We start from the raw sequence: 23,184 nt of genomic DNA on the forward strand, positions 1-23,184 counted from the left end.
GGCTTTAGGCTCCTCTTGTAGGCGCGCGATAGGCGCTGAGTTTGGCATCAATTTGGCAGGCAAGCGCGAACAGGCCCGCTTCATGTCCGCTTGCCGCGACGATTTGCACGCCCATGGGCAGGCCACCAGATGCAGTGCCCATCGGCAGGCTGATTGCGGGCAGTCCTGCAATATTGGCAAGGCAGGTGAAATCGGCCTGCGCGGCGGGTTCGGGCTCGGTGTGGGCAAAGGCCGTGTTGGGCACAGTGGGCATGATGAGAAAGCCGTGCGCTGCGATGACTTCGCGAACTTCATCGCGGGTTTGCGCGATGATCGCCTGATCTTGTTCCCAATCTTTGGCCGTGCGTTTTGGCCCGTAAGTCAGCAGCTTAGCGAGGGCTTTTGATACGGGAACTCCGGCCAGATCCTCAGCCATAAATTTCGACACGCCGATAAAGCCTGCAAAGCGGATGCGCGATTGCGGATGGCTTAGAGCGATTTGTGCAGGTGGATGATCGAGCCCAGCGATCACCGCTTCGAATGTGGTGGCAATGGGCAAAGCGGTCTCTACCCCGCTGTGGACCAGCACCGCGCCTGCGGCTTCGATATCGCCCTCGCCAAAATCGCTGATAGTGCGCGCGGCGCGCTCCAGAATATCAAGATCGCGCGCGAGCGGGCCGATGGCATCGAGCGATGGGTCTGCGGGGATTAGCCCATTCTGGCTCACGCGCGCAGTGGCGGGTTTGAACCCAAACACTCCGCAATGCGCCGCCGGGATGCGGACAGAGCCCATCGTATCGGTGCCCAAAGCTATGTCGCACAGCCCCGCCGCCACCGCCGCGCCGCTGCCGCCTGATGATCCGCCGGGGGAATGGCCATAAAGGTGGGGGTTGTGCGTGGGGCCGAAATGCGGGTTGTCAGTCTTTGCGCCAAGCGCGCCTTCTTCCATGTTGAGAATGCCGGTGATCGCTGCGCCTGCGCCGCGCATTTTTGCGACCACATCCGCATCTGCGTCCGCGCGGCGATCCTCCCACGCGCCAATCCCTGCGTGGAATGGCATGCCTTTGACCGCGATATTGGCTTTCACGCCCACCGTCATTCCGGCCAGATCGCCCTCGCCTCGCGGCCCGTCACTGCCAGAAGCGTCATCATCGCGGTGGAGAAAGGCGTTGTAGGGATCGCTCATTGCGCGTCTTAAACGCCCCGCTCATCAATCAGGCGCAGCGGTTTTTGGCGTTTGTCGATCTCGGTCACGGCTGCGGTTTCCCCCGCTCCGCAAAGCGAAATATCAACTTCCACGCCCAGCCCCTGTTTCAACGTCGCGCCCAGTTCTTCGGCGCTGGTGCCGCCATGGCTTTCCAGCGTCACGCGCATGCTATCGCGCCCTTTTGCATCGCGGGTTAAGTGGCAGACATATTCGCCGGTCAGGTCCGAGCGGTTTTCGATGATGGCGCCGATGGCGTGCGGGAAGACGTTGATCCCGCGCAGTTTCACCATATTGTCCGACCTGCCGCGAAAGCCGGCAATGCGCTTGAACGCGATCTCGCCCCGGCCATCCAGTTCATGCGTTATGTCGTGCGTGTTGAAACGGATGCAGGGCGCGATGTCATCCTTGTAAAGGCAAGTGACGACCATATCGCCAGTTTCGCCCTGCGCAACAGGCGCGCCATCATCGACGCCCAGCAATTCGAGATATTGCGCATCTTCCCACACATACATCCCGTCTCGTTCCGGCCCCTCGCCCGCGATGGAACCTGTATCGCCCACGCCGTACCAGTCATACGCTTTTGCCCCGTGCCAGGCCTGCTCGGTTGCAGCGCGGTCTTCTGTGCCCAGATGGCCGATAATCATGCGGATATCGATTGTGTCAAACAGCCCCAGTTCCTCGGCTGTGCTTGCCAGTTTGCGAATATAATCGACAAAGCCAACCACGGCTGTGACCCCGAAATCGGCCATCAGCTGCACCTGATTGATGCTGCGCGTCTCAATCCCGGTGCCTGCGGACAGAAAGATCGAATTGGTGAATTTGGTGACGGATTCGCGGATGTAATGCCCGCCATTGATCATGCCGTGGCCATAGACCGAATGGACCACGTCTTCGCTGTCCAGCCCCATCCAGCGGTACATCCGCCCGACCAGCAAATTGCCCACTTCGCGGCCCTTTGGTCCGAACATCAGCACTTGCGGTTTGCCCGTCGTGCCGCTGGTCGTGTGAAAGACCACCGGATCGCGTGCGCTGGCGGGTTTCATCCCGTGAAAATCGCCATAAGGCGGATGCTCGGCGATGGAGGCCATCAGATCGGTTTTGTCGTAAACGGGCAGCTTGGTGATATCCTCAAGCCCCGCAATATCGCCCGGCTCAATCCCCTTTTCGCCCCACAATCGCTGGTAAAACGGAACCTGCCAGCCGCGCACCATCAGGCGTTTGAACTGCGCATCCTGAAGCGCGAACAGCTCATCGCGGCTCATGGATTTATAGCGGTCCACAAATGCCTGGCCCACGGGGTAATCCGCCAGCATCTGTTTGGCATCGAAAGCTTCGAAGTAAGTCGGATAAGTCATAGAGAATTCGCAAAGTAAGAGAGAGGGTCATCGAAAATTCTGCGGTCAGCCTCGCCGCCTGCCAGCTTGCCGCAAAGCGCGTATTTGGCGGCTGATTGGTCAGCATTCATCGGGTTTGCAATGCTGCCGAGATTGGCTGTGATAATGCGTTCCAGTGTCTCGCCAGCCTTGGTGGTAAGGACAAGGCGTTGAGGCGCCATGGCGTTGCCATCGGGATTGTCATCAAGCGTGACGGAAACCTTGGCCGCGAGCGCAACCAATTCAGCGGCATGCAGCGCGTCATCATCAAACAGCGCCGGGTCAATAATCCCGTCGCGCAGCATCAAGGGCGCAAGGATCGGCAGGCAAAGCCGTGCATAGGAAGCCGTCATATCCGGCTTGTAAGGGCGGCCAACCAGCCGTTCAATCAAGGGGGGCGCAAACAATTGAAGGCTTGCGACATCGCTCAGGCGCAGACCCCCGCGGTAAAGCGCATCCAGCTCTCCCAATGCGCCATGGCTTGCGCGGCCCGAGGGGAACGGTTTGATTGCCACTTCGGATATGCGCCAGGTTTTGCCAAGACCCGCCACATATCGCGACAGATCGAGCGGTTCGAACAGTTTGGAATAGCCAAATGGCCCCTCGAGCGCGTCGTGCGGGCCGTCCAATCCGTTTTCGACCATCGCCACTGCAGTGATGGCAGCGCGCGCGGCATTGGCGATTTGTAAAGGAAGCGCGATGGATGCCTCGACATGCGCTTGCATCGTGCCGCTCGCAAACGAATAGGCCAGCCCCATCACATCAGCATATTTGTCGCGGGGTATCCCGGTCAGCCGCGCTGCGGCCAAAGCCGCGCCGATGGCGCCTGCGGTTGCAGGGCGAAAGAATGCCATGGGGCCTGTTGCAGCGACACCAAGACCGCTCGCAATGTCCACACCCACAGCCAGCGCATTAAGAACAATTTCAGGGTTCATCCCGCCATTGTCATCACACTGCGCCATCACGGCTGCGGTTACGACCGACAAGGCATGGACCACAGCGCCTTCGTGCACCGCATCCCATTCAAGACAGTGTATCGCAAATCCATTGAAGAATGCAGCGGAGGCCGCAGGCACTTCGCCGCCGCATAACAGCCGCGCTTCGGGATCGCTTCCAAATCCCGCCAAGGCGCTGCGCACCTTTTGTGCTTCGGCAGATTGAGCGCCTGCCGCACCGCCTGCCAAAGTGTCGGCCAATAACCGCAAGGTATCCGCTCGCACGCTGTCAGGTAACACGTGATCGCCAGCGGCAAAATCAAGGATGGCCTGCGTCGCGCTCAAGACAGCCACCTTGCAAGCAGCGCATCGAGCTCGCTCGCATCATCACCGCGCAAAGCGATGCCTATCGCAGCGTCCGCTTCGCAGTCATCCAAACCGCCCCACGCCGCCAGATCGCGCATTTTGCCTTCCAATTGATAGGTGGAAACAGGGCTTTCGGGATCACCCAAAGTATCAATGATCTCAAACCCGTTCACGCGGGCGCCAAAATGATCGGGATAGCGCGCGGTGATCCACGGATTTTCGCTGACGGTTACCTGGCTGCGCAAATCCGCAAGCGCGGCAATGGCATCCGGCGTAAAATCTTCAGGTTTCGCATCGCGGCCATCGGCGATGACGGCAATGGAATGTTGCAGCGAAAACTTGGCTTCCAATTCGCTCGCTGGATTGGGCCGGTCGCAAAAAGTTAGCGCATCGGCAAAGGTTTCAACGGTAAAGGGCGCAGACAATTCGCCCGCTTCGCGCAATTGCAGCGCTGCATCAATCGCGGGATGCGCATGGCGGCAGGCGGCAAAGGGTTTGAAACTGACCGTTTCGATCAACCAGTCATCATCACGGCCAGCAAGCGATTTGGGATCTCGCGTCATCGCGGCATACAGACCCTGCGGCCCTTCCAAAATGGCCGCAGGCCCGCGCGCGCCCGCAGCGGCATGCAAAGCGGCATCGCGCCCTGTCCTTGCCGCGTGATAGATATGCCATTGCTTGGTCGAAACATCGCCTGCATGGCGCATATGCCACAGCCCGCCCGATACCGATCCGGCATTGCCCAGCGCATCTGTGTACCTGTTCGCATCAAACCCAAGCAGCGATCCCATCGCCGCTGCTGATCCAAACACACCCGCGCTCGTGGTGGGATGCCAGTGGGCATAATGATGCGCATCCAGCGATGCGCCAATGGCAATCATCGCTTCATATCCGCGCACGGCAGCTTCGAGCCTGAGGGCCATGGACGCGGGTTTAACGCTTAAAGCGGCGGGCCACACGGCGGGGCCGGGATGCAGCAAAGCGGTGCGGTGCACGTCATCCATTTCCAGCACATTGCCAAGATAGCAGGCACGCTGCCATTCCGGCGCGTCAATCCCGGCAGCAACCTTTGCCGCATCGCTGCCCAGCGCCCCTGCGACGCAGGCCAGCCAATCAAGCAGATGCAGCCGCGCACGGGCGATTTCTTTTTGCCCAATTCCGCGCGATAAGCGCTGCGAGAGTTGCGGGATCAACGGATCGCTCATACATCAACCCATAAATCTCGCTTCGGGAATAGGAGAGACCCTTGGCCAAGGCCGCCGCGCCCAAACTTGCAAAACTGCCGCGTTATATGCAGGTGGCTGGCCAATTGCGCGAAGCGATTGCGGCAGGCGATTATGCCGATGGCAAACCTTTCCCCACCGAAACGGCTTTGTGCGCGAAATATGATGTCAGCCGCTTTACCGTTCGCGAAGCTTTGAAAAGGCTTGAAAGCGAAGGGTTGATCGCTCGAAAGCGCGGTTCGGGCACCACGGTTCATCCCGCCTCCAAGCGCGGAGGAGCTTTGCATCAGCCGCTGTCCAATGTGGGTGAGCTTTTGCAATATGCGCAGGGCAGCGAAGTGGTCTATGAAGAGCGCGATCGCGGAGCTTTGCAGGATGCGGTGGCGGAACAGATCGGCGAAGACACCAAAGGCATCTGGCGCAGATTTCGCGGGGTGCGCAGGCAGTCGGCGGGGGCCAAACCGATTGCGGTCACTGATGTCTATTTTCACGAAAGACTGGCCGATACGGTGGACGAGCTGGATTTGGGCGCGGGCACTTTGTTCAGTCAGATCGAACGCATTGCGGGCGTTACAATTGGCCGGGTGACGCAGGATATTCAGGCGATCTGTGCTGACAGCCGGGTCGCGGGCTTTCTTGAGATTGACGAAGGTGAGCCGGTGCTGCGGATCATTCGCTGCTATCTCAACACCGATGCCAAGATTTACGAAATTTCGGTCAGCCATCATCCCGGCGACCGGTTCGCTTATGCGATGCATATCGACCTCGACCGCTGAGGCTCTCATTTTTTTGCCAGTTCGGGCACGGGGCCGGGGGTCCATTGCTCCCCCGCAAAACGGATCGGCGGGGCGATGTGATGCGCGCCGTCTGCGCTTTTCGCGATCAGGCCGCGCTCTTTGATATGCGGCTCGTCCAAAGCTTCACGAAAATTGAGAACGGGGGAGAATGCGACGTCTTTGTCGGCAAACCATTTCACCCATTCATCGCGGGTGCGAGCGGCAAAAGTTTCAGCGAGAAACGCGATAAGCTCGCCCTGCTCGCCCGCTTCGCGTTCTGCATGCGAGATCAAATCCTCGCGCCCCAATGCGGTGAGCAGATTGCGCGCAAATTTAATTTCGCGCCCGCCCAGAGAGACGTGCTTGCCATCGGACGTGGTGTAGACCTGATAGAAACCAGCCCCGCCCAGCGATCTTTGTCGCGCTGATACGGGGCTGGGTCCTCCTGCAATTGCACTGCCTGCGGTGTGCGCGCACCAGGGGAGCAGGCTGTCAAACATGGCGGTGTCGATATAGGCGCCCTCGCCTGTCCGGTCCCTCCCGATCAAAGCCATCAGCGTGGCCGACAATGCGGTAAGCCCGGCGGCAAGATCAGCGCTCGGCGCGCCGGGCACAACGGGCGTGCCATCAGGGCCATCATTGACGCTGAGAAACCCGGCGAGCGCTTGCACTGCCATATCATGCGCGGGATGATGAGCGAGCGCGCCGTCCTGACCGAAAGCCGAGATCGAGCAATAGACGATGTCCGGCTTGACCGCTTTAACCGCGTCATAATCAAAGCCCAGCCGCTTCATCACGCCGGGACGAAACCCTTCGACGAACACATCGGCAATGGCGCACAATTCCATCAGCGCGGCTTTGCCTTCGTCCGATTTGAGATCGAGCGTGACTGATTGCTTGCCGCGATTGAGATTGGCGAACCAGACCGAATGGCCCGCCTCAAACGGCGCTTGTTCGCGCGCAGGATCGCCCGCTTTGGGTTCAACCTTGATCACCCGTGCGCCTTGGTCGGCCATCATGACGGTCATCATGGGACCGGGCAGAAACTGCGTCAGATCGACAACGGTGATCCCTGAAAGCTTGCCCATGATCGGTTAGATAATCCCGCCAGCGCGCAATTGCGCAATATCATCAGCGTTGTAACCCAGCTCTTCCAAAAGCGCATCGCTGTCCGCGCCCAATTCCGGGGCAAGCCGATTGGGCACACGCTGCCCGTCCAGCTTGATCGGGCTGGCGAGGATTTCAATCGGGCCTTTCGTAGGATGCTCCACAGTATCGCGCATACCTGTGGTGCGCAGCCACGGATTATCGAGCGCCGCGCCAAGCTCATAGACAGGCGCAACAGGCACAAATCCTGCCAAGAGATCCTGCCAATGCGCCATCGGTTTCTGCGAAAACTCTGCATCAAGCAGCCGCGTCAAGTCATCGCGGTTCGCCAGCCTGTCTGCATTGGTGGCAAAGCGCGCATCATCGCGCAGATCATCGCGGCCCATCCGATCAACCAGAATATCCCAAAACTTGGGCAATTGGCACATCACAAACATCCAGCCATCGGCGGCTTTGAACATCTGGCTGGGCGTGGCGGACGGATGAGCAGAGCGCGGCGTGCGGCCCGTCTCATCACCTTCATTCATATACCACAGCGCGGGATAGCTGGTCTGATGGACCGCGGCTGATAGCAAATCGGTGTCCACATCGCGGCCTTTGCCTGTGCGCTGCGCATCAACCAGCGCCGCGAGCAAGCCGATGGCGAAAATGGTGCCGGTCATAAAGTCGACCATGGACAGCCCCATACGCTGGGGTTCGCCGCCGGGTTCGCCTGTGACCGAACAATACCCTGCCTCTGCCTGCATCAGATAATCATATCCGGGCCATTTCGCCCGGTCATTATCGCGGCCATAAGCGGACAGATGCGCACAAACGAGAGCGGGGTTGAGGTCTTTCAGCGCCGCATAATCCAGCCCCAGCTTCGCCGGTAAATCGCCGCGCATATTGTTCGCCACCACGTGAGCCGTCGCGGCCAATTCGCGAAAAATACGCTGACCATCATCGCTGCGCAGATCCAGCGCAATGGATTTCTTGTTGAGATTAAACGATTGGAAATACAGGCTTTCCTGATCGGAAAGGAAATGCGGGCCCACCATACGCGCGGTGTCGCCGCCGCCTTTACCACCTTTTCGCGGGGGCTCGATCTTGATGACCTCTGCGCCCATCTGCGCCAGATGCATGGTGCCGTAAGGACCAGCGCCGTATTGTTCGGCGCTGATGACTCGAAAACCCTTCAGGGGAAGATGCATGACGATACCAGTTCTGGGCCAGACCGATTAGATCTGGTTTTCTTTCAGGTGCTGTTTGGCGATAATCATCCGCTGCATTTCATTTGTTCCTTCCCCGATGCACATCAGCATGCTGTCGCGGTAATAGCGTTCAATGTCGTATTCCTTGGAATAGGAATAGCCGCCATAAATCCGCATCGCTTCCTGGCTGTTTTCCACTGCGGCTTCAGAAGCGTAGTATTTCGCAATACCCGCTTCCTTGTCGCAGCGTTCGCCTTTGTCATAAGCGATAGAGGCATCAAGCGTTAAAAGCCGGGCTGCCCGCGCCTTGGTTACCATCTCGCCCAATTTCAGCTGGATTGCCTGATGCTGCGCGATGGGTTTGCCCATGGTTTCGCGCTGCTGGGCGTATTCGGTGGCAAGCCGCAAAGCCCCCTCAGCCAGACCAACCCCGCGCGCGGCCACATTGATGCGGCCAAGTTCCAGCCCGCCAGTTGCCTGGAAGAACCCTTGTCCTTCTACGCCGCCGATCAGCTGATCTGCAGGCACGACATAGTCTTCCATGATGAGTTCGGCAGAATCGATCGCCTTGTAACCCAGCTTGTCAAATTTCTTGCCGGTCGTCAGACCCTCGCGCTTGTCAGCGATAAACAGGCTCATGCCTTTATAACGCGGGTCCGCATCGGGATCGGTCTTTACCAGCATGGCAAAGCAATCACCATTGAGCGCGTTGGAAATCCACGTCTTGGTCCCGTTCAGCACATAATCGCCATCGGCATTCTTGGTTGCAACCGTGCGGATTGATTGCAGATCGGTGCCGGCATTCGGCTCTGTCAAAGCAAGCCCGCCGCGCAGTTCGCCGCTCGCCATTTTGGGCAGCCATTTCATCTTCTGCTCAATCGTGCCGAACCGTTCAACAGCCGCCGCCATGATAAGGTGCGAATTGAATATCCCCGTGATCGCCATCCAATAGGACGAAATGCGCATCACGATTTTGGCATAAGTGGTCGCAGGAAGGCCAAGGCCGCCATATTCCTGACCGATAGTGGCACCAAACAGGCCCATCTCAGCCATTTGATGCACCAGCTTTTCGGGCCAGATATCGCCGTGATCGTGGTGCTGAACAACAGGGATAACCTCGCGTTCCAGCCACCTGTCAATCGCATCCATAAAGGCGCGTTCTTCATCCGGATCGATAGTGCGGATTTGATCGTCGAGTACTGCGGCGGTTGCCATGATGATTGTCCCTTTGTCTAAAATATCGGTGCTGTATGCGGCGTTTATTCGTCGAGACCGCCAAAGCCCCGGCGCCACACCAGAACGGTGCGTTTATAATGGCTGACCATTTCGCCGTGCTGATTTTTGGCAATGGTCTTGAATGTCACAATGCCCTGTTCGGGGCGGCTTTTGCTTTCGCGTGTTTCAAGCACTTCGCTTTCGCAATACAGCGTGTCGCCCACAAACAGCGGCTTGGTCATGCGCACTTCGTCCCAGCCCAGATTGGCAATGGCTTTGCCGCTGGTGTCAGAAACGCTCATGCCGGTCATCAGCGCGATGGTGAACGGGCTCACCACGAGCGGCTTGCCAAATTCGGTGTCTTTCGAAAGCTCGTAATCAAAATGCGCGGGATGCGTGTTCATGGTGAGCAGCGTGAACCAAACATTGTCCGCATCCGTGATCGTGCGTCCGGGACGATGCTCATAAATATGGCCGACTACGAAATCCTCAAAATACCGGCCCTGCACTTCGCGAAAACGCCCGGGGGCAACTTCGATGACACCATCACGCATGTTGTGTTCCTTCTGCCCGCGCGATGACCGCGCGATATCTCTTGATGAATGGCGCTTCTAACATGCGCCCGTTAAACCGAATGGCCCGGCCCCCTCCCGCTTCATACGCAGCAAGCGCTTCGCGGGCTTCGGCAATTTCAGCCTCGCTTGGGGCGAAAGCGGCGTTGATTGCAGGCAATTGCCGGGGATGGATCGCTGCTTTGGCGGTAAAGCCAGCGGCCTTGGCAGCCGCGCATTCAGCCTCAAGGCCCGCTTCGTCGTCAAGCGCGATAAAGGGCACATCAATTGCGGGTTTGCGCGCCTCTGCGCAGGCAAGGATAACGCTTTGCCGCGCCATCAGCAGCGGGTCCCAGGCGAGTTCGACGCCCAGTTCGCCAGAAAAATCGCCCCCGCCAAACATCACCGCCTGGACCTGTGCGTGCTGCGCGATTTCCAGCGCGTGGCGCAATCCTTTGGGTGTTTCAATCAGCGGGATGAGCGCAGGGCAATGCTCACCCAGCGCGCCAGCGACCACATCCAGTTCCGCAGCGGTTTCCACCATCGGCACCAATAGCGTTTCGGGCAGCGTTTTGGGCAAATCATCCAGCACACTGAGCGCAGCCAAATCTCGCACACCGGCGGCGCTCGTCACTGCATTGATACGGATCGCCCAGCCATCAGGCGCAGCGGCCACTTCGCCAAGGGCGGCATCGCGCGCGCTCGTTTTGTCCTCGGCGGCAACGGCATCTTCCAAATCAATCACGGTCAGCTGCGCGCCTGCCGCTTTCGCCTTGGCGAAACGATCGGGCCGGGAACCGGGCACAAACAAAAGGCTGGCAGCTGAAAACACGGGCGTTGGGTTCGCTTTCAAAAATTTCGGACACAAGTGCCATTAATGAGGCTTCACAATTTGTCCGGACAAATATAAAGTCAAGCAAGAAATAGTAATTTGTCCGGACAAATTTTGTTCCCATCCCGATTTGGAGAATTTTCATGGCCCTATTTGCGCCCAAGTTTACGTCATTTTTCGCAGCAGCAGGGATGGCCGCCAGCGCAATGACCCTTTCCAGCGGGGCAAGCGCGCAAATGCTGGACCCCAATGTCCCCGAAGAAGCGCTCGAAATTTCCAAGCGGCTGCAATGCGGCGTGTCAGCCGATGAGCCTGCGGTTTACCACTGGTCGGGCAATATTTACGGTCGCAGCCCCGGCGTGCGCGATAAATTGCTGTTCTGGGGCGAAGGGATGAACATCCGCCGCTGTGTCGAGGTGGAAGACCCGGTGCGCGGCAAAGGCTGGCGATTGATCAGCCGCGAGGTCATGCTGATGCTTGACCCGAAAACCCGCGAAGTCGTCAACACATGGGAAAACCCTTACACAGGCGAGACGGTCGATGTGATGCAAATCCACAATGACCCGGTCAATGGCCGCCCCAATTTCCCCAAAAGCGCCGATGGCAAGCCGTTCACTTTGTCGACCATGAAGGAAGCGGGCGAGTATGTCTTTATCCCGTTCGAAGTGCCTTTGTTTTACACCAATCCGCTGGCAGGCGGGTATCAGGATTATGTCGGCAACAAATATCACGCGATGGAAATCTTTGATTTTGCCGCGTTGAAAAGCGACTTGTTCGATGCCTCCAAACCCACTGCGTATCCGATGATAAGTTGGGTGCGCATTTCGCCTTGGGCACCGTGGATGGAAATGGGCGGACGGCCGGGCCAGATGGTGTTTAACGCCATGGGCCGCAAATTGCCGGGCGGTTTTGAGGAGCTGCCCGAAGTGCTGAAAACCGAAATTCGCGCCAATTATCCGATCTATGAACAGGCCCCGCCCAAGGATGACACTCGCCGCAATGAAACCACCTGGACGAAATTCAAATTGCTGAAAGACCAAGCAGCTGAAGCGGCCGGCGATGACGCAGCCGCGCCTTCTGGTGAGGAGTAAGGCTTGAGCTAGGCTTGGGCTGGCGAGCGGCTTTGATGACGACGCGGCGCGCGTTTCTGGCGGGCAGCTCTGCGGCGATTATCGCGGGCGCTGCTCCGCGCACCGCGTGGGGCCGGACCGAAGCTGATGTCCTTATCATCGGCGCAGGATTGGCGGGCCTGAATGCCGCGCGGCTATGCGAGGATGCAGGGCTTTCGGCCGTGGTCCTCGAAGGAGAGAGCCGCATTGGCGGGAGGCTCCACACGCTCGATGATCTGCCAGGCACTCCCGATGCAGGCGGGATACAGGTCGGCGCGGGATACGCCCGGCTGCACCGGATTGCGGGCGATCTTGGCGTGGGCTTGTCGAGCGATGCAGGCGCAGGCGCTGGCCGGGTGCAAGCACCGGGCAATCTGTATTGGGTCAATGGTGAGCGCTACACCGCTGATGAATGGACCGCGCGGGGGTCAGGCCCGCTGGCTGACCCGTTAGCAGGCCCTGCCCTCACCGCCGAACCTGCGCGGCTATTGCTCAAATTCGCGGGCGGTCTGCCGCGATTTGGCGCCCCATCCGATTGGCTCACCGCTGAGCCTGCGTCTGATGTCTCGGTGAAGATGGCGCTTGCGAAAGCCGGTGCCAGCCCAGAGGCACTCCGCCTGATCGAAGCCAATTTCAACGGCAATTCGCTGGCCAGCATGTCGCAGCTTCATCTGGCGCGCAGCTTTGCGATTTTTCGCGCGGGCGCTGGCCCTGTGTCCACCATTAAAGGCGGCGCGCAGCGATTGCCCGAAGCGATGGCGGAAGCGCTCAATAACGGCGTGCGGCTCACCAGCCGGGTCAAACGGATTGTGCAGGAACCCGGCGCGGTCACCGTGACACTGGCGGATGACGAGGGCCCGGGCGCGAAAACCCGCACCATCACCGCCCGCCATGTGATCTGCACCATACCCTTTGCCGCGCTCAGCCCCGAAATGATCGACGCCCCGCTCAGCGCCTCGCTCGCTTTCAGCATGGCGCATCTGCCCTATACCCGCGCCAGTTTCGCATATCTTTCCGCATCAGAGCCGTTCTGGCGCGATGATCCTTATCCGGACACTTTGTGGAGCGATGATCCGCTGATTGGCCGGGTGTTTATCCTGTCGGATGGCACTGGCAGCGGGGCCGGAAACGCGCTGCCCATGGTCAAATTGTGGACGACCGGCGCAGGGGCAGACATGCTTGACCGAATGCCGCGCGATCTGGCCGAGGCTGAAATTACCAAGCGGCTTGCCAAAATGCGCCCGTCATCGGCGGGCAAGCTTAAGCTGGAGCGTTTGTTCAGCTGGCAGCGCGAGAGGGGTGCGCGCGGAATTTATCACCATCTCGGCACCGGCATGGCGGCACATCACGCGCGCGCATGCCAGACCCTTGGCACCAATCTGCATTTTGCCGGCGAACATCTGGCGATCCAAAGCAGCGGCATGGAAGGCGCACTGGAAAGCGGCGAACGCGCGGCCAAACGGGTGTTGGCTTTGCAGGCGTAAAAAGGGCGGGCCAAAAAGAAGGAGCCCAAAAAAGAGCGGGGAAACCTAAGCCGCCCCGCCCCTTTTGCCGGTCATACCTGCGTGATTAGAACTGCAAGCGCAGAACCGCACCAAACCTTCGGCCCAAACGGTTGTTGAACTGGAAACCGCGCGATTGTCCCGCTGAACTCAGCGTAAAGCCGTTTTCGATGTTCACCCCATTGACCACCAGACTGCCATTGCCGCCGGTGGGATCAATAAAGCGCAGCACGCCCAGCGGTGCATCTTCATTGGTGAGATTGCGCGCATAAAGCGCAAGGCTGACATTATCGCCGTATTTCAGCGTGATGCGTGCATCCAGCTCAAACGCTTCCCCGGTTTCTGCCAGGTTTTGCACCTGCGCAAATCGGCTGGAGAGGTAATTGCCGTTCACCGAGAAGACGGTCGATATGGTGTCGGTAAAGAACGCTTCGTAATCGCCATAGAATGACACCTGATGGCGCGCCTGACGCGGCAGGCTTTGCCCGGTCAGATCAGGATCGCCAAACACCGCGCCCTGCGTCGCTTCGGAACCGGAGGTGAAATTGGTATCTGTCCACGCATAGCTGCCGCCCAGCGTCACACCGGGCAAAGCTGACGGGGTCCAGATCGTGTCGATCTCCACTCCGAAAATATCAACATCACCAAGGTTCGCGGTGACCGATCCCGTCGGGCTGGCCGCGCCAAGTGCGGCGAGGTTTTCGGTCAGCTGGTAATCCTGCAAAGCGGAATAATAGGCCGCGATGTTGAAAATGAGATTTCCGCCTGCAAAAGCGTTTTTCGAACCCAGCTCATATTGCCACACCGATTCTTCATCGAATGTGCCAAAGCCAAACTGGAACCCTTGCGCGCCGTTAAAGCCGCCCGGCTTTGTCCCGCGTGCAGCGCTGGCATAAAGCAGGTTGTCAGGGGTCGCTTCAAAATCGAGGATGAAACGCGGCGTGATGGCATCAAAGGTGCCTTCGACATCAAACGGTGATCCATCATTCAGCGTCGACAAAGCGCCTGTCGCAAAATCAAACACACGCAGGCGCTGGGTTTCCTCAGCCCAGCGCAATTCTGCTGTCGCGGTCAGGCGGTCAGTCAGATCGTAAGCAACCGAGCCGAACACCGAAAAGTTTTCGATCTGAAGCTCTTCGGGGTCTTCAGGGCCAATGTCGAAACCGCCGCCCAGATTGATAATCGTAAAGGCCGGCACACCCAAAGCGGCTGCGATCTGTGCGATTGTCGCCTGGCCCGATGCTTCCACCCCGGCCTGGCGTTCGGGCGTGAATGCGCCAAGCAAGCTTTCATCGCGTTCTTCATTGCGGAAATAATACCCGCCTACGCGCCAGCGAAATGGCTTGTCCTGCGGGGAATCCAGCCGAACCTCTGCGACATAGGTCGTTTGCAGATCATCATCGGTGGTGGTGAAATCAAACGGAAGCAATACGACGCCGGTTGCGCCGGGAAAGATGAACGGCGCAGGAAATGGCCCTGCGACAATCGCGGTGCCGAATGATCCGGGCTGGCCATCGCTGTCGAGTTCATCGCGAAATTCCTCGCGCGTGTAACCGACGGTTGAAAACAGCGTGTAATCGCCCAGTTCAAATTCATTGTTGAGCGAGACGAAAAACTCCTCGCGTTCAATTCCGCCGCCTTCGCCAAGAGTGTTAGTGATCTGCGGAAAGCTGCTGGGATTGGGCGCGGAAACGGGGACGACGCCTTGGAAGAACGGCTGCACGCCGCCGAGATCCGTACCGCCGGGCACATTCACATTCAGCCCGCCAAATCCGAACAGGCCAATGGGGAAATGGCCATCGTCATCCTCGTTATAGGCAACGCGCAATTTGCTGGTCCAGCCCGGTGTGGGGCGAAATTCCAAAGTACCGCCGATGCTGAAAGAGCTTTCATTGCCTAAAGACGGGTTGATGTTTTCAGGGCGGTCAAACTCGCTTTCGAAATCGTAATAGCGCGCTGACACTGAGAAGAAGAGCTTGTCATCAATGATCGGTCCGCGAACATTGCCGAGCACTTCGTACAGACTATCCTCGCCAATCTCGACGCTTAGCTGGCCGCCAAAATCATTGGTCGGCTGACGCGTGGTGATGTTGATCGCGCCCGAATAGGTGTTGCGGCCAAACAGCGCGGATTGCGGGCCCTTGATAATCTCGATCGTGTCGATATCGCCAAAGTTCAGGCTGCGAATGGACTGGGTGACGTTCACATTATCGATAAAGACCGAAACGCCGGAATCGCCCAGAATGTTCGCTTGTCCGCGAATGATCGGCCGGTCAAACTGGCGACCAAACGGCGTATCGAACACAAAGCCGGGCGTGCGCCGCGACAGATCTTCAATATCGCGGATGCCCTGTTCGAACAGATCTTCTGACGTGAATGCGGTGACCGCAACCGGCACATCCTGAATGCTCTCTTCGGTTTTGCGCGCGGTGACGATAATGACATTGTCATTGGTGGTTTGCGCGCTGTCATCATCCGGCGCGGCATCGCTGGTTTGAGCGAGCAATGCGCCCGGTGTCATCACAGTAGCGGCAAGCAATGCACCGCGAAGCAGTCTTTTCATGATTTCCCTCCTTCATGTGCGCCGCAATCCCATTGTCAGCGCATGTCCGTCCCTGTCCCTAATCCTGCACTTGCCGAAAAATTTGTCCAGACAAATTTCTGCACAAGTTTTGATTGCGGCGAAAAGTGCGCTCTCAAAGCAACGGTTTCACATTACCCAAAAAGGCCGTGATCAGCAGCAGCACGTAAACCGCCCACACCCAGATGCGCGTGCGGTCCATCGTTCGGCGCAGGGGTATTTCGGTTTCGTCGCTCGACCCCTCTTCAAGCACCGCCATCAGCTGCGCGCCGACAGGTTTGAACGTCACATCAATCATGATCGCCGCCACAAAGATAAAGCCGAACATCAGCGCTTTCCAAGCCAGCCATTCGGGCGCGAGCGGCTCGCCCACAATCAGGCTTTGCCCGCCCAACCAGAGGTAAAAACCGCCAATGAGCCAGCGCAGCCAGCCTTCGATTTTGCGATTGCGCGCAGCGCGCGGGGTTTGATCGTGAAAATGCGAATCCCAGACAAGCGCCAGCCAAAACAGCCCCACCAACCATGCGCCGATCAGCAGAGCGGTAGGCACATCCCACCAATTGCCAAGATCCACCACACTCAGCGACAAAGGCACCATCAGCGCCCAAGCGCTGCGCGGGACCATATCCACCTCCACCAGCAATTTGAGCAGGGCAATGCGCTGGTCGAGCGTGTAAACAGTGCGGCGGCGGAAATGCTGGCCCAACACAAACACGCCCACATCCGCGCCCAGCCAAAGCACGAACAACAGCAAATGCGCGTAAACCAGTGTGGGGTAAGCGAGATCAGGTAACGACACGGGGCTCTCCTTAGGAAAGATCGAAAGCAAAACTGTTGCAAGAAAAACGCATCTGGCAGCAGATTCGTTCAATTTGTCCGGACAAATTGCACTTCCCGGCTTGACAGGCAAGTATTTGTCCGGACAAATCCCGTTACCAACGCATGGGATCGCTTGGCAAGCTTGCCCAGTTCATTTCCTAAAAGGATATCCAGCAATGCATCTCTCTCGTTTCAAGGCTCTCGCGCTATCTACAGGCGTATCGCTTGGCGCGCTCATCGCATTCCCCTCTTCCGCGATCGCACAGGACACGTCTGGCGCGCAGGAAGAGGATGATAATGTAATCGTCGTCACCGCGCAGCGCCGCGCTGAAAACCTCCAAGATGTGCCTGCATCGGTTTCGGCGCTGAACGCGGCGCAGCTGGAAAGCCGCCAGATCAATGATGCAAACGATCTGACATCGCAGATCCCCGGCGTGGTGATTACCACCGGCACCGGCACGTCTTCATCCGCGCGGATCTTTTTCCGCGGCGTTGGTGAAGACGAATCGCGCGGCGCGGTTGACCCTGCGGTCGGCATCTACATCGACAATGTCTATCTTGGCCGCACTGTCGGCTCGCTTGTCGATCTGCTTGATGTTGAACAGGTCGAAGTGCTTCGCGGACCGCAAGGCACTTTGTATGGCCGCAACACCAATGGCGGCGCGATCAAGTTTACCTCGGTTCGCCCGCAATTGGGGGAAACCACTTTCTCCGCTGATTTTGGCTACGGCAATTTTGACCGGATCATGGCGCGCGGCACTGTCAATGTCGGCTCGGATGATATCGCAGGCCGAGTGACGGGCCTGTATAAACGCCGCGACGGGTTCCACACTCTGAACCCCAACGGCGATTTCGCTGGCGAGGCGGGCTCCGAAGTGGGCGAAGAGGAAGTGATCGCGTTTCGCGGCAGCCTGTTCGGCCAGCTCGATGACAATTGGACCGCGCTGGCGATCTTCGATTACACCGCAGACAACAGCGATCCGGTGCCAAGCTCGCTTGCCGCCAGCAGCACCAATCCGGCAGTCACAACCGATGTCGATCAGGACATTTTCACAGTCGAACCCGCAGCGGGCGTCACCTGTTCCGGCTTCACCCCTGTCAATTTCCAGCCCATCGGCTGTGTGACCAATTTCGACAGCTCGGTTGAAGCCTATGGCGCATCGATCCAGCTGACGGGTGAATATGACAATTTCTCGGTAACCTCGATCACCGCATTGCGCGCGCTGAGCGATGATCTGTCGAGCTTTATCAGCTTTCCGTTCTTCCAGCAGACCGAGCAGGACCAGTTCAGCCAGGAAGTGCTGGTGAACACCAATTTTGACGGACCTTTCAACCTTACGACTGGCGCATTTTACTACAATGAAAGCGTCAATCTGAATTACACTTTCGTCTTCCCTTTCCAGAATGAGGTGGAAACCGAAAGCTTCTCGCTGTTCGGCCAAGCAACCTTTGATGTGACCGATGCGTTGACGCTGACTGGCGGGCTTCGCTGGACCACCGAAGATCGCGAATTTGAAGGCAATGCAGGCGGGCCGCTCGCCGGATTTGGCAGCGGGATCACAGGCGAAACTAGCACTGACAACATCACCTGGACAGGAAAAGTCGATTACGAGCTGACCGATGATATCCTGCTTTATGCGTCCTATTCGACAGGCTTCAAATCACCCGGCTTCTCGCCCGATTGCTTTAGCCCCGTCGCGTGTTTCCGCGGCGTTAATGAAGAACAGCTCGACAGCATCGAAGTTGGCTATCGCACACAGTTCTGGGATGATCGCGGCACATTCAACGCGACCTATTTCTACAACGATTATCAAGATCTGCAGATCAGCGGAACTCTGCCCACAGGCGGCTTTACCCGGATCAATGCCGGCGAAGCGCGCATTCAGGGGATTGAGATCGAAGGGCGGCTAGAGCCTGTTGATGGCTTGCAAATCTACGGCAATGCCAGCTTCCTTGATGCGGAATACCAGTCGCTCAATTTCGATCAGGCTGGCTTGCTTTCAGGCAGCACCACCACAGTGCCCGGCCTTGCCTGCGGCGCGATTGGCGCAGCTCCCGGAACGGCGGCTTACGAACAGGCGATCATCGATTGTGCATTGGGCCTTGATCTGAAAAACGCACCTGACTTCAAAGCATTGCTGGGCTTTGTTTACGAAGCGCCTGTGGGCAATGGCGAGGTGTTCTTTGGCGGCGATGGATCATGGGAAGATGATACGTTCGGCCTGGTCGCCAACGTTCCCGGCACTGAGCAGGAACCCGGCTTTCGCCTCGATGCGCGGATCGGATACCGCGCGGATAACTGGCGCGTCACCATCTGGGGCAAGAACCTGACCGACCGCGAATATTTCCGCGCCAACACCTTTGCTGGCGGTTCGCAAAATCAGGTGTTTGCCGCGCCGCCGCTGACATTTGGAATTGATGTGGGCGTCTCATTTGAGTGATCGCCTGACCCTTGGCTCCCTCCTGCGCCGGCCCAAAGTGGCCGGCGCATTTTTGCTTGGCTTGGCGCTGTTGGGCGCGGGCCTCGTCAGTGCCGCTTTGCCCGCCCCGGCTGCGGCGCAAGATGCTGCCCGGCCCGAACCCCAAGCGGCACAGTTCGGGGTTCAGCCATGGAGCGAGACCGTTATCAGCGTTGCCGAATTTGATCCGGTGACACGGCTGTTCCGCGTGGGGGGCGGATGGCATCTGCGCTCAAGCGGCGAGGTTTCTCGCAGTGAGCTTGATTACTGGGCCTTACCGCCAGCGGCCAGCGCCCGGTTCGAACGCTGGTGCGCACCGCAAGCGCAAACAGGCTGCATCCGTTTTGTACAATTCAGCGGCGTTGAACAAAAACCCATTCGCATTGCCGCACGCGCGTGGGATACAGGCGGCATCTATTCGCTGATGGTCCGGTCTGACGATATTCCCAAACTGTTCGACACCGCGATCAAGCTGGGCTGGTGGGCGGAAAGCCAGCCGATCCGTTTCCAATTTGGCACATCAGACCTGCGCAATGTGGTGCTGCAAGGCCCGCATGGCATCAATATCGCCGTCTATGAACGCATCACGCCCGATTTCACCGCTTTTCCCGTGGGCGCGATCAGCCAGGGGTTCAATTCCATGCGCATGGTCCGCGACAAAGCGGCCGCGCGCAGCTTTTACGAAGATACGCTTGCGTTTGGCGTGCTCTTCGATGTGGATAGCGAACCTGATGCCCCTGCCCGTTCCAATTTCGGTATTCCTCTTAACCTAACCCCCGACATCGCCCGCAGCGCTGCGGCGTTGCAGCCCGTGCCCGGCGATGAGACAGGCCGGGTCGAAGTGATGCAGATCGCAGGCTTTACCGGCGATGATTTGTCCAGCCGCGCCTCTCCGCCCAATCTGGGCATTCTATCGGTGCGCTATCCCGTGGCGGATCTTGCTGCCTACCGCGCAATGCTTTCCGCCAAAGGCATTGCATTTGCCTACGAAGCGGCGGATGTTGTGATCGGCGAGATCGGCACGGTGGATATGCTTGCCGTGCGTGATCCCGATGGCAATTTGACGGAGTTCTACAGCGCCAATGACTGACGAAACTTCGCCTCTCAAACAAGCAGAAAGGGGCGAATTTTCGCTCGGCTGGAAAGTTCTGCTTGCATCCACCCTGGGCGTGATGTGCGGCGCATCGCCGATCCCGTTCAACATTATCGGATTTACGCCGGGGCCTCTGCGCGCTGAATTCGGCTGGACCCAAACCGAGATTCTGCTGCCAATCACCATTTTCGGAGTGATCGCCAGCTTGCTCGCGCCCGTATTCGGCTGGATGGCAGACCGTTTCGGCGTGCGCCCCGTGGCGCTGTGGTCGCTGTTTGCATTCGGGCTCGCCTTTGCAGCGATCTCGCTCACTCCCACCACCGATGCGCGCTCCACGCTTTATGCCTATTACGGGCTGTGGGTCGTGGTCGGTTTTGTCGGCATTGGATCAACGCCTGTCACGTGGAGCCGCGCGATCAATCTGTGGTTTTATGAAAATCGCGGGCTGGCCCTTGGTATCCTGTTGATGGGCACCAGTCTTGCTGCGATGATCGTACCCAAAGTCGCGGTGTGGGCGATTGAAAGTTATGGTTGGCGCTCCATGTTCGCGCTTGTCGCGCTGTTCCCGCTCTCAGCTTTGATTGTCACGTTCGCATTGTTCCGCGAACCGCGCGCTGACGAACGCCCCAAAGCCATTGAAAGCGATACAGGCGGGCTGACGGGCAAAACACTGGGCGGCGCGCTTACCGATTACCGATTCTACGTCATCTGGCTCAGCATTGCGCTGATTGCCGGGGCATTTGGCGGGGCGTTTATCAATCTGCCCACCATGCTGGGCCTGCGCGGCATTGAAAGCCAGAGCGCGGCCAGTGTCATGGGCGTTCTTGGCATTGGCATATTTGCAGGCCGGTTGATTACGGGCGCCTTGCTGGACCGGTTCTGGCAGGGCTTTGTCGCGTTTCCGCTGCTGTGCCTGCCTGCGATTTCTGCATGGCTGCTGCTGGGCGACAGTCTGGCTTTTCCCATAGCCGCGCTCGCAGGGTTCCTGCTGGGCTTTGCGGCGGGCGCGGAAAGCGATTTGATTGCCTATCTAACAGGCCGTTATTTCGGCATGGCGCATTACGGCAAAATATACGGCATGCTCTATATGCCCTTTGGCCTGTTCTCAGCCGCATCGCCGATAATCTATGCGCAAGTGTTTGATCGCACAGGCAGTTATGATGCCATCCTTGAAGTGTCGATTTTTGCCTTCATCGCAGGCGGCGCGCTATTGCTGCTTCTGGGCCGCTATCCCGATGATTTTCCCGAAGCGGAAACCCCTTCCAACCCCCAAATGGAGCCCGCCTGATGGCCACTCTTGCCGCCACCCCCACCGATCTTGCCGATAGCCTTCGCGCGAGCGGCGCAGATGTGCTCACCGACGGCGCAAGCCTCGAATTTTACGCGCACGATATCTACGATCGCGGTGCGGACCTCGCCGCTGTGGTGCGCCCCCGTGACAAGCACCAATTGGCCGCTGCGGTTAAAGCGGCAACAGATGCCGGGCACCCGGTTGCCCCGCGCGGCGGGGGGATGAGCTATACGGGCGGATACACCCAGACGCGCGCGGGCGCGGTGCTGTTTGACCTTGCCGAAATGAACCGTGTCATCGAAGTCGATGATGTTTCCATGACAGTCACGGTGGAGGCGGGCTGCACCTGGGCCGCGCTTAAAGAGCGGCTGTCGCATCACCATTTGCGCACGCCCATGTGGGGCACATTGTCAGGCCTGAAGGCCAGCATTGGCGGCGGGATGAGCCAGAACGGCATCTTCTGGGGCACAGGCCGCTATGGCTCTGCCGTGCAAAGCTGCACTGCGCTGGAAGTGGTGCTGGCCGATGGCACTTTAATGAATACGGGCAAGAAACACACGCGCCCTTACGGCCCTGATCTCACCGGCATGTTTCTGGGCGATACCGGCGCGCTGGGGATCAAGGCGACCGTGACGCTCAAACTGATCCCGGAAGCTGATTGCCACGCTTACGCGAGCTTTGCTTTCGATGATGCACAAAGCTGGTTCGCAGCCTCCAGCGCGATTGAGCGGCAAGGAATTGCGACCGAGTGCTTTGGCTTTGACCCCTACCTCAACGCCATTCGGATGAAACGCGACAGCCTGACGAGCGATGCCAAGCAATTGGTCGGCATGATGAAAAAGCAGGCCGGCAGCGGAGGCGGCGTTCTGAAAGCCTTGAGAGAAGGCGCAAAGGTTGTCGCAGCGGGCCGCGATTTTCTAAAAGACGCTAATTTCTCGATGCATGTCCTTGCCGAAGGACGCATTCAGGCGGCGGCTGATGCGGATATTGAGATTGCGCGCGGCATCGTAAAACGGTGCGGCGGGCGCGAGGTGGAAAACACCATTCCCAAGATCATCCGCGCCAATCCGTTTGGGCCCTTGAATTCAATCCTTGGCCCCGATGGAGAACGCTGGGCGCCCATTCACGGGCTGGTATCGCATGGGCAATCGCCCGCCTGCTTTGCCGCGTTTGAAAAACTGTTTGCCGATCACGCTGCCGAAATGGAGGCGCTGGGCGTGCATTACGGCACTCTGATCGCGGCGGTTGGCGGTGCGGGCATGGTGATTGAACCGTGCCTGTATTGGCCCGATGCGCGCAATCCCTTGATCGAGGATACGATTGAAGCGGCGCATCTTAAAAAACTGCCCAAAGGCGCGCCCAATGCCGATGCATGGGCGCTGACGCAAAAGCTGAAGCAAGCGATTGTCGATATCTTCTACGATCACGATGCGGCGCATTTCCAGATCGGGCGGACTTATCGTTATCGCGGCAGCCTGCATCCGCGCGCCGATGCTTTGCTGAAAGCGGCGAAAGCTGAACTGGACCCCAAAAACATGATGAACCCCGGCTCGCTCGGACTGTAGTGAGGGATTGA

At 58.5% G+C, this 23,184-nt stretch carries 18 protein-coding genes; 7 read left to right on the plus strand and 11 right to left on the minus strand.

The features are described from left to right. Nucleotides 1-4 precede the first annotated feature (4 nt). From AC0V6W_RS03920 to AC0V6W_RS03935, 4 genes are read right to left on the minus strand one after another with little or no spacing between them, the layout of a single operon-like run. A complete protein-coding gene (locus AC0V6W_RS03920) occupies nucleotides 5-1,165 on the minus strand; it encodes an amidase (protein ID WP_486147349.1) in 1,161 nt (386 codons plus the stop codon). A gap of 8 nt (nucleotides 1,166-1,173) precedes the next feature. Then, nucleotides 1,174-2,541, minus strand: a complete 1,368-nt coding sequence (locus AC0V6W_RS03925) for a phenylacetate--CoA ligase family protein (RefSeq protein ID WP_486147351.1) — start codon at nucleotides 2,539-2,541, stop codon at nucleotides 1,174-1,176. Continuing rightward, nucleotides 2,538-3,839, minus strand: a complete 1,302-nt coding sequence (locus AC0V6W_RS03930; RefSeq protein WP_486147353.1) for an MmgE/PrpD family protein — start codon at nucleotides 3,837-3,839, stop codon at nucleotides 2,538-2,540. The genes AC0V6W_RS03925 and AC0V6W_RS03930 overlap by 4 nt, the downstream gene beginning before the upstream one ends. After that, the gene (locus tag AC0V6W_RS03935) at nucleotides 3,836-5,065 is read right to left on the minus strand and encodes an MmgE/PrpD family protein (RefSeq protein ID WP_486147355.1); all 1,230 of its coding nucleotides are present in this window, start codon (nucleotides 5,063-5,065) and stop codon (nucleotides 3,836-3,838) included. The genes AC0V6W_RS03930 and AC0V6W_RS03935 overlap by 4 nt, the downstream gene beginning before the upstream one ends. A 41-nt stretch (nucleotides 5,066-5,106) precedes the next feature. On the opposite strand from AC0V6W_RS03935, the gene AC0V6W_RS03940 reads away from it, so the two are divergent. Further along, a complete protein-coding gene (locus AC0V6W_RS03940; RefSeq protein WP_486147357.1) occupies nucleotides 5,107-5,859 on the plus strand; it encodes a GntR family transcriptional regulator in 753 nt (250 codons plus the stop codon). A 5-nt stretch (nucleotides 5,860-5,864) separates the two neighbouring features. On the opposite strand, the gene AC0V6W_RS03945 is transcribed toward AC0V6W_RS03940, so the two are convergent. The 5 genes from AC0V6W_RS03945 to AC0V6W_RS03965 are packed head-to-tail and all read right to left on the minus strand — an operon-like array spanning nucleotide 5,865 to nucleotide 10,754. Beyond that, a complete protein-coding gene (locus tag AC0V6W_RS03945) occupies nucleotides 5,865-6,947 on the minus strand; it encodes a CaiB/BaiF CoA transferase family protein (RefSeq protein ID WP_486147359.1) in 1,083 nt (360 codons plus the stop codon). Between the two features lie 6 nt (nucleotides 6,948-6,953). Continuing rightward, entirely contained in the window at nucleotides 6,954-8,156 is a 1,203-nt protein-coding gene (locus AC0V6W_RS03950; RefSeq protein ID WP_486147361.1) for a CaiB/BaiF CoA transferase family protein, read from the minus strand. Between the two features lie 27 nt (nucleotides 8,157-8,183). Then, nucleotides 8,184-9,371 (minus strand): acyl-CoA dehydrogenase family protein, encoded by a 1,188-nt coding sequence (locus AC0V6W_RS03955; protein WP_486147363.1) that lies wholly within the window; start codon nucleotides 9,369-9,371, stop codon nucleotides 8,184-8,186. A gap of 44 nt (nucleotides 9,372-9,415) precedes the next feature. After that, the gene (locus AC0V6W_RS03960) at nucleotides 9,416-9,925 is read right to left on the minus strand and encodes a MaoC family dehydratase (RefSeq protein ID WP_486147365.1); all 510 of its coding nucleotides are present in this window, start codon (nucleotides 9,923-9,925) and stop codon (nucleotides 9,416-9,418) included. Continuing rightward, nucleotides 9,918-10,754 (minus strand): HpcH/HpaI aldolase/citrate lyase family protein, encoded by an 837-nt coding sequence (locus tag AC0V6W_RS03965; RefSeq protein WP_486147367.1) that lies wholly within the window; start codon nucleotides 10,752-10,754, stop codon nucleotides 9,918-9,920. The genes AC0V6W_RS03960 and AC0V6W_RS03965 overlap by 8 nt, the downstream gene beginning before the upstream one ends. A gap of 143 nt (nucleotides 10,755-10,897) precedes the next feature. On the opposite strand from AC0V6W_RS03965, the gene AC0V6W_RS03970 reads away from it, so the two are divergent. Together AC0V6W_RS03970 and AC0V6W_RS03975 are read left to right on the plus strand one after the other, a co-directional pair. After that, nucleotides 10,898-11,845, plus strand: coding sequence for a DUF1838 family protein (locus AC0V6W_RS03970; protein ID WP_486147369.1), 948 nt, complete (start codon nucleotides 10,898-10,900; stop codon nucleotides 11,843-11,845). Between the two features lie 35 nt (nucleotides 11,846-11,880). Beyond that, on the plus strand, nucleotides 11,881-13,347 hold the full coding sequence (locus tag AC0V6W_RS03975; RefSeq protein ID WP_486147371.1) for a flavin monoamine oxidase family protein: 1,467 nt from the start codon (nucleotides 11,881-11,883) through the stop codon (nucleotides 13,345-13,347). Between the two features lie 85 nt (nucleotides 13,348-13,432). On the opposite strand, the gene AC0V6W_RS03980 is transcribed toward AC0V6W_RS03975, so the two are convergent. Beyond that, entirely contained in the window at nucleotides 13,433-15,928 is a 2,496-nt protein-coding gene (locus AC0V6W_RS03980; RefSeq protein ID WP_486147373.1) for a TonB-dependent receptor, read from the minus strand. Between the two features lie 133 nt (nucleotides 15,929-16,061). Next, on the minus strand, nucleotides 16,062-16,745 hold the full coding sequence (locus AC0V6W_RS03985) for a hypothetical protein (RefSeq protein WP_486147375.1): 684 nt from the start codon (nucleotides 16,743-16,745) through the stop codon (nucleotides 16,062-16,064). A 196-nt stretch (nucleotides 16,746-16,941) separates the two neighbouring features. Here AC0V6W_RS03985 and AC0V6W_RS03990 point away from each other — a divergent pair, with 196 nt between their 5' ends. From AC0V6W_RS03990 to AC0V6W_RS04005, 4 genes are read left to right on the plus strand one after another with little or no spacing between them, the layout of a single operon-like run. Next, nucleotides 16,942-19,206: a TonB-dependent receptor gene (locus AC0V6W_RS03990; RefSeq protein ID WP_486147377.1), complete on the plus strand. Its 2,265-nt coding sequence runs from the start codon at nucleotides 16,942-16,944 to the stop codon at nucleotides 19,204-19,206. Continuing rightward, a complete protein-coding gene (locus AC0V6W_RS03995) occupies nucleotides 19,199-20,314 on the plus strand; it encodes a VOC family protein (protein ID WP_486147379.1) in 1,116 nt (371 codons plus the stop codon). The genes AC0V6W_RS03990 and AC0V6W_RS03995 overlap by 8 nt, the downstream gene beginning before the upstream one ends. Continuing rightward, nucleotides 20,307-21,605, plus strand: a complete 1,299-nt coding sequence (locus AC0V6W_RS04000; protein WP_486147381.1) for an MFS transporter — start codon at nucleotides 20,307-20,309, stop codon at nucleotides 21,603-21,605. The genes AC0V6W_RS03995 and AC0V6W_RS04000 overlap by 8 nt, the downstream gene beginning before the upstream one ends. Next, nucleotides 21,605-23,173, plus strand: coding sequence for an FAD-binding oxidoreductase (locus AC0V6W_RS04005; RefSeq protein ID WP_486147383.1), 1,569 nt, complete (start codon nucleotides 21,605-21,607; stop codon nucleotides 23,171-23,173). The genes AC0V6W_RS04000 and AC0V6W_RS04005 overlap by 1 nt, the downstream gene beginning before the upstream one ends. Nucleotides 23,174-23,184: the final 11 nt, after the last annotated feature.

The sequence above is a fragment of the Erythrobacter sp. JB1-7 genome, from assembly GCF_057365015.1.

Excerpts from the sequence above, each read along its gene's own strand:
- AC0V6W_RS03920 (WP_486147349.1), bottom strand. The coding sequence starts at position 1,165 with ATGAGCGATCCCTACAACGCCTTTCTCCACCGCGATGATGACGCTTCT.
- AC0V6W_RS03925 (WP_486147351.1), bottom strand. The coding sequence starts at position 2,541 with ATGACTTATCCGACTTACTTCGAAGCTTTCGATGCCAAACAGATGCTG.
- AC0V6W_RS03935 (WP_486147355.1), bottom strand. The coding sequence starts at position 5,065 with ATGAGCGATCCGTTGATCCCGCAACTCTCGCAGCGCTTATCGCGCGGA.
- AC0V6W_RS03945 (WP_486147359.1), bottom strand. The coding sequence starts at position 6,947 with ATGGGCAAGCTTTCAGGGATCACCGTTGTCGATCTGACGCAGTTTCTG.
- AC0V6W_RS03950 (WP_486147361.1), bottom strand. The coding sequence starts at position 8,156 with ATGCATCTTCCCCTGAAGGGTTTTCGAGTCATCAGCGCCGAACAATAC.
- AC0V6W_RS03955 (WP_486147363.1), bottom strand. The coding sequence starts at position 9,371 with ATGGCAACCGCCGCAGTACTCGACGATCAAATCCGCACTATCGATCCG.
- AC0V6W_RS03960 (WP_486147365.1), bottom strand. The coding sequence starts at position 9,925 with ATGCGTGATGGTGTCATCGAAGTTGCCCCCGGGCGTTTTCGCGAAGTG.
- AC0V6W_RS03970 (WP_486147369.1), top strand. The coding sequence starts at position 10,898 with ATGGCCCTATTTGCGCCCAAGTTTACGTCATTTTTCGCAGCAGCAGGG.
- AC0V6W_RS03975 (WP_486147371.1), top strand. The coding sequence starts at position 11,881 with ATGACGACGCGGCGCGCGTTTCTGGCGGGCAGCTCTGCGGCGATTATC.
- AC0V6W_RS03980 (WP_486147373.1), bottom strand. The coding sequence starts at position 15,928 with ATGAAAAGACTGCTTCGCGGTGCATTGCTTGCCGCTACTGTGATGACA.
- AC0V6W_RS03990 (WP_486147377.1), top strand. The coding sequence starts at position 16,942 with ATGCATCTCTCTCGTTTCAAGGCTCTCGCGCTATCTACAGGCGTATCG.
- AC0V6W_RS04000 (WP_486147381.1), top strand. The coding sequence starts at position 20,307 with ATGACTGACGAAACTTCGCCTCTCAAACAAGCAGAAAGGGGCGAATTT.
- AC0V6W_RS04005 (WP_486147383.1), top strand. The coding sequence starts at position 21,605 with ATGGCCACTCTTGCCGCCACCCCCACCGATCTTGCCGATAGCCTTCGC.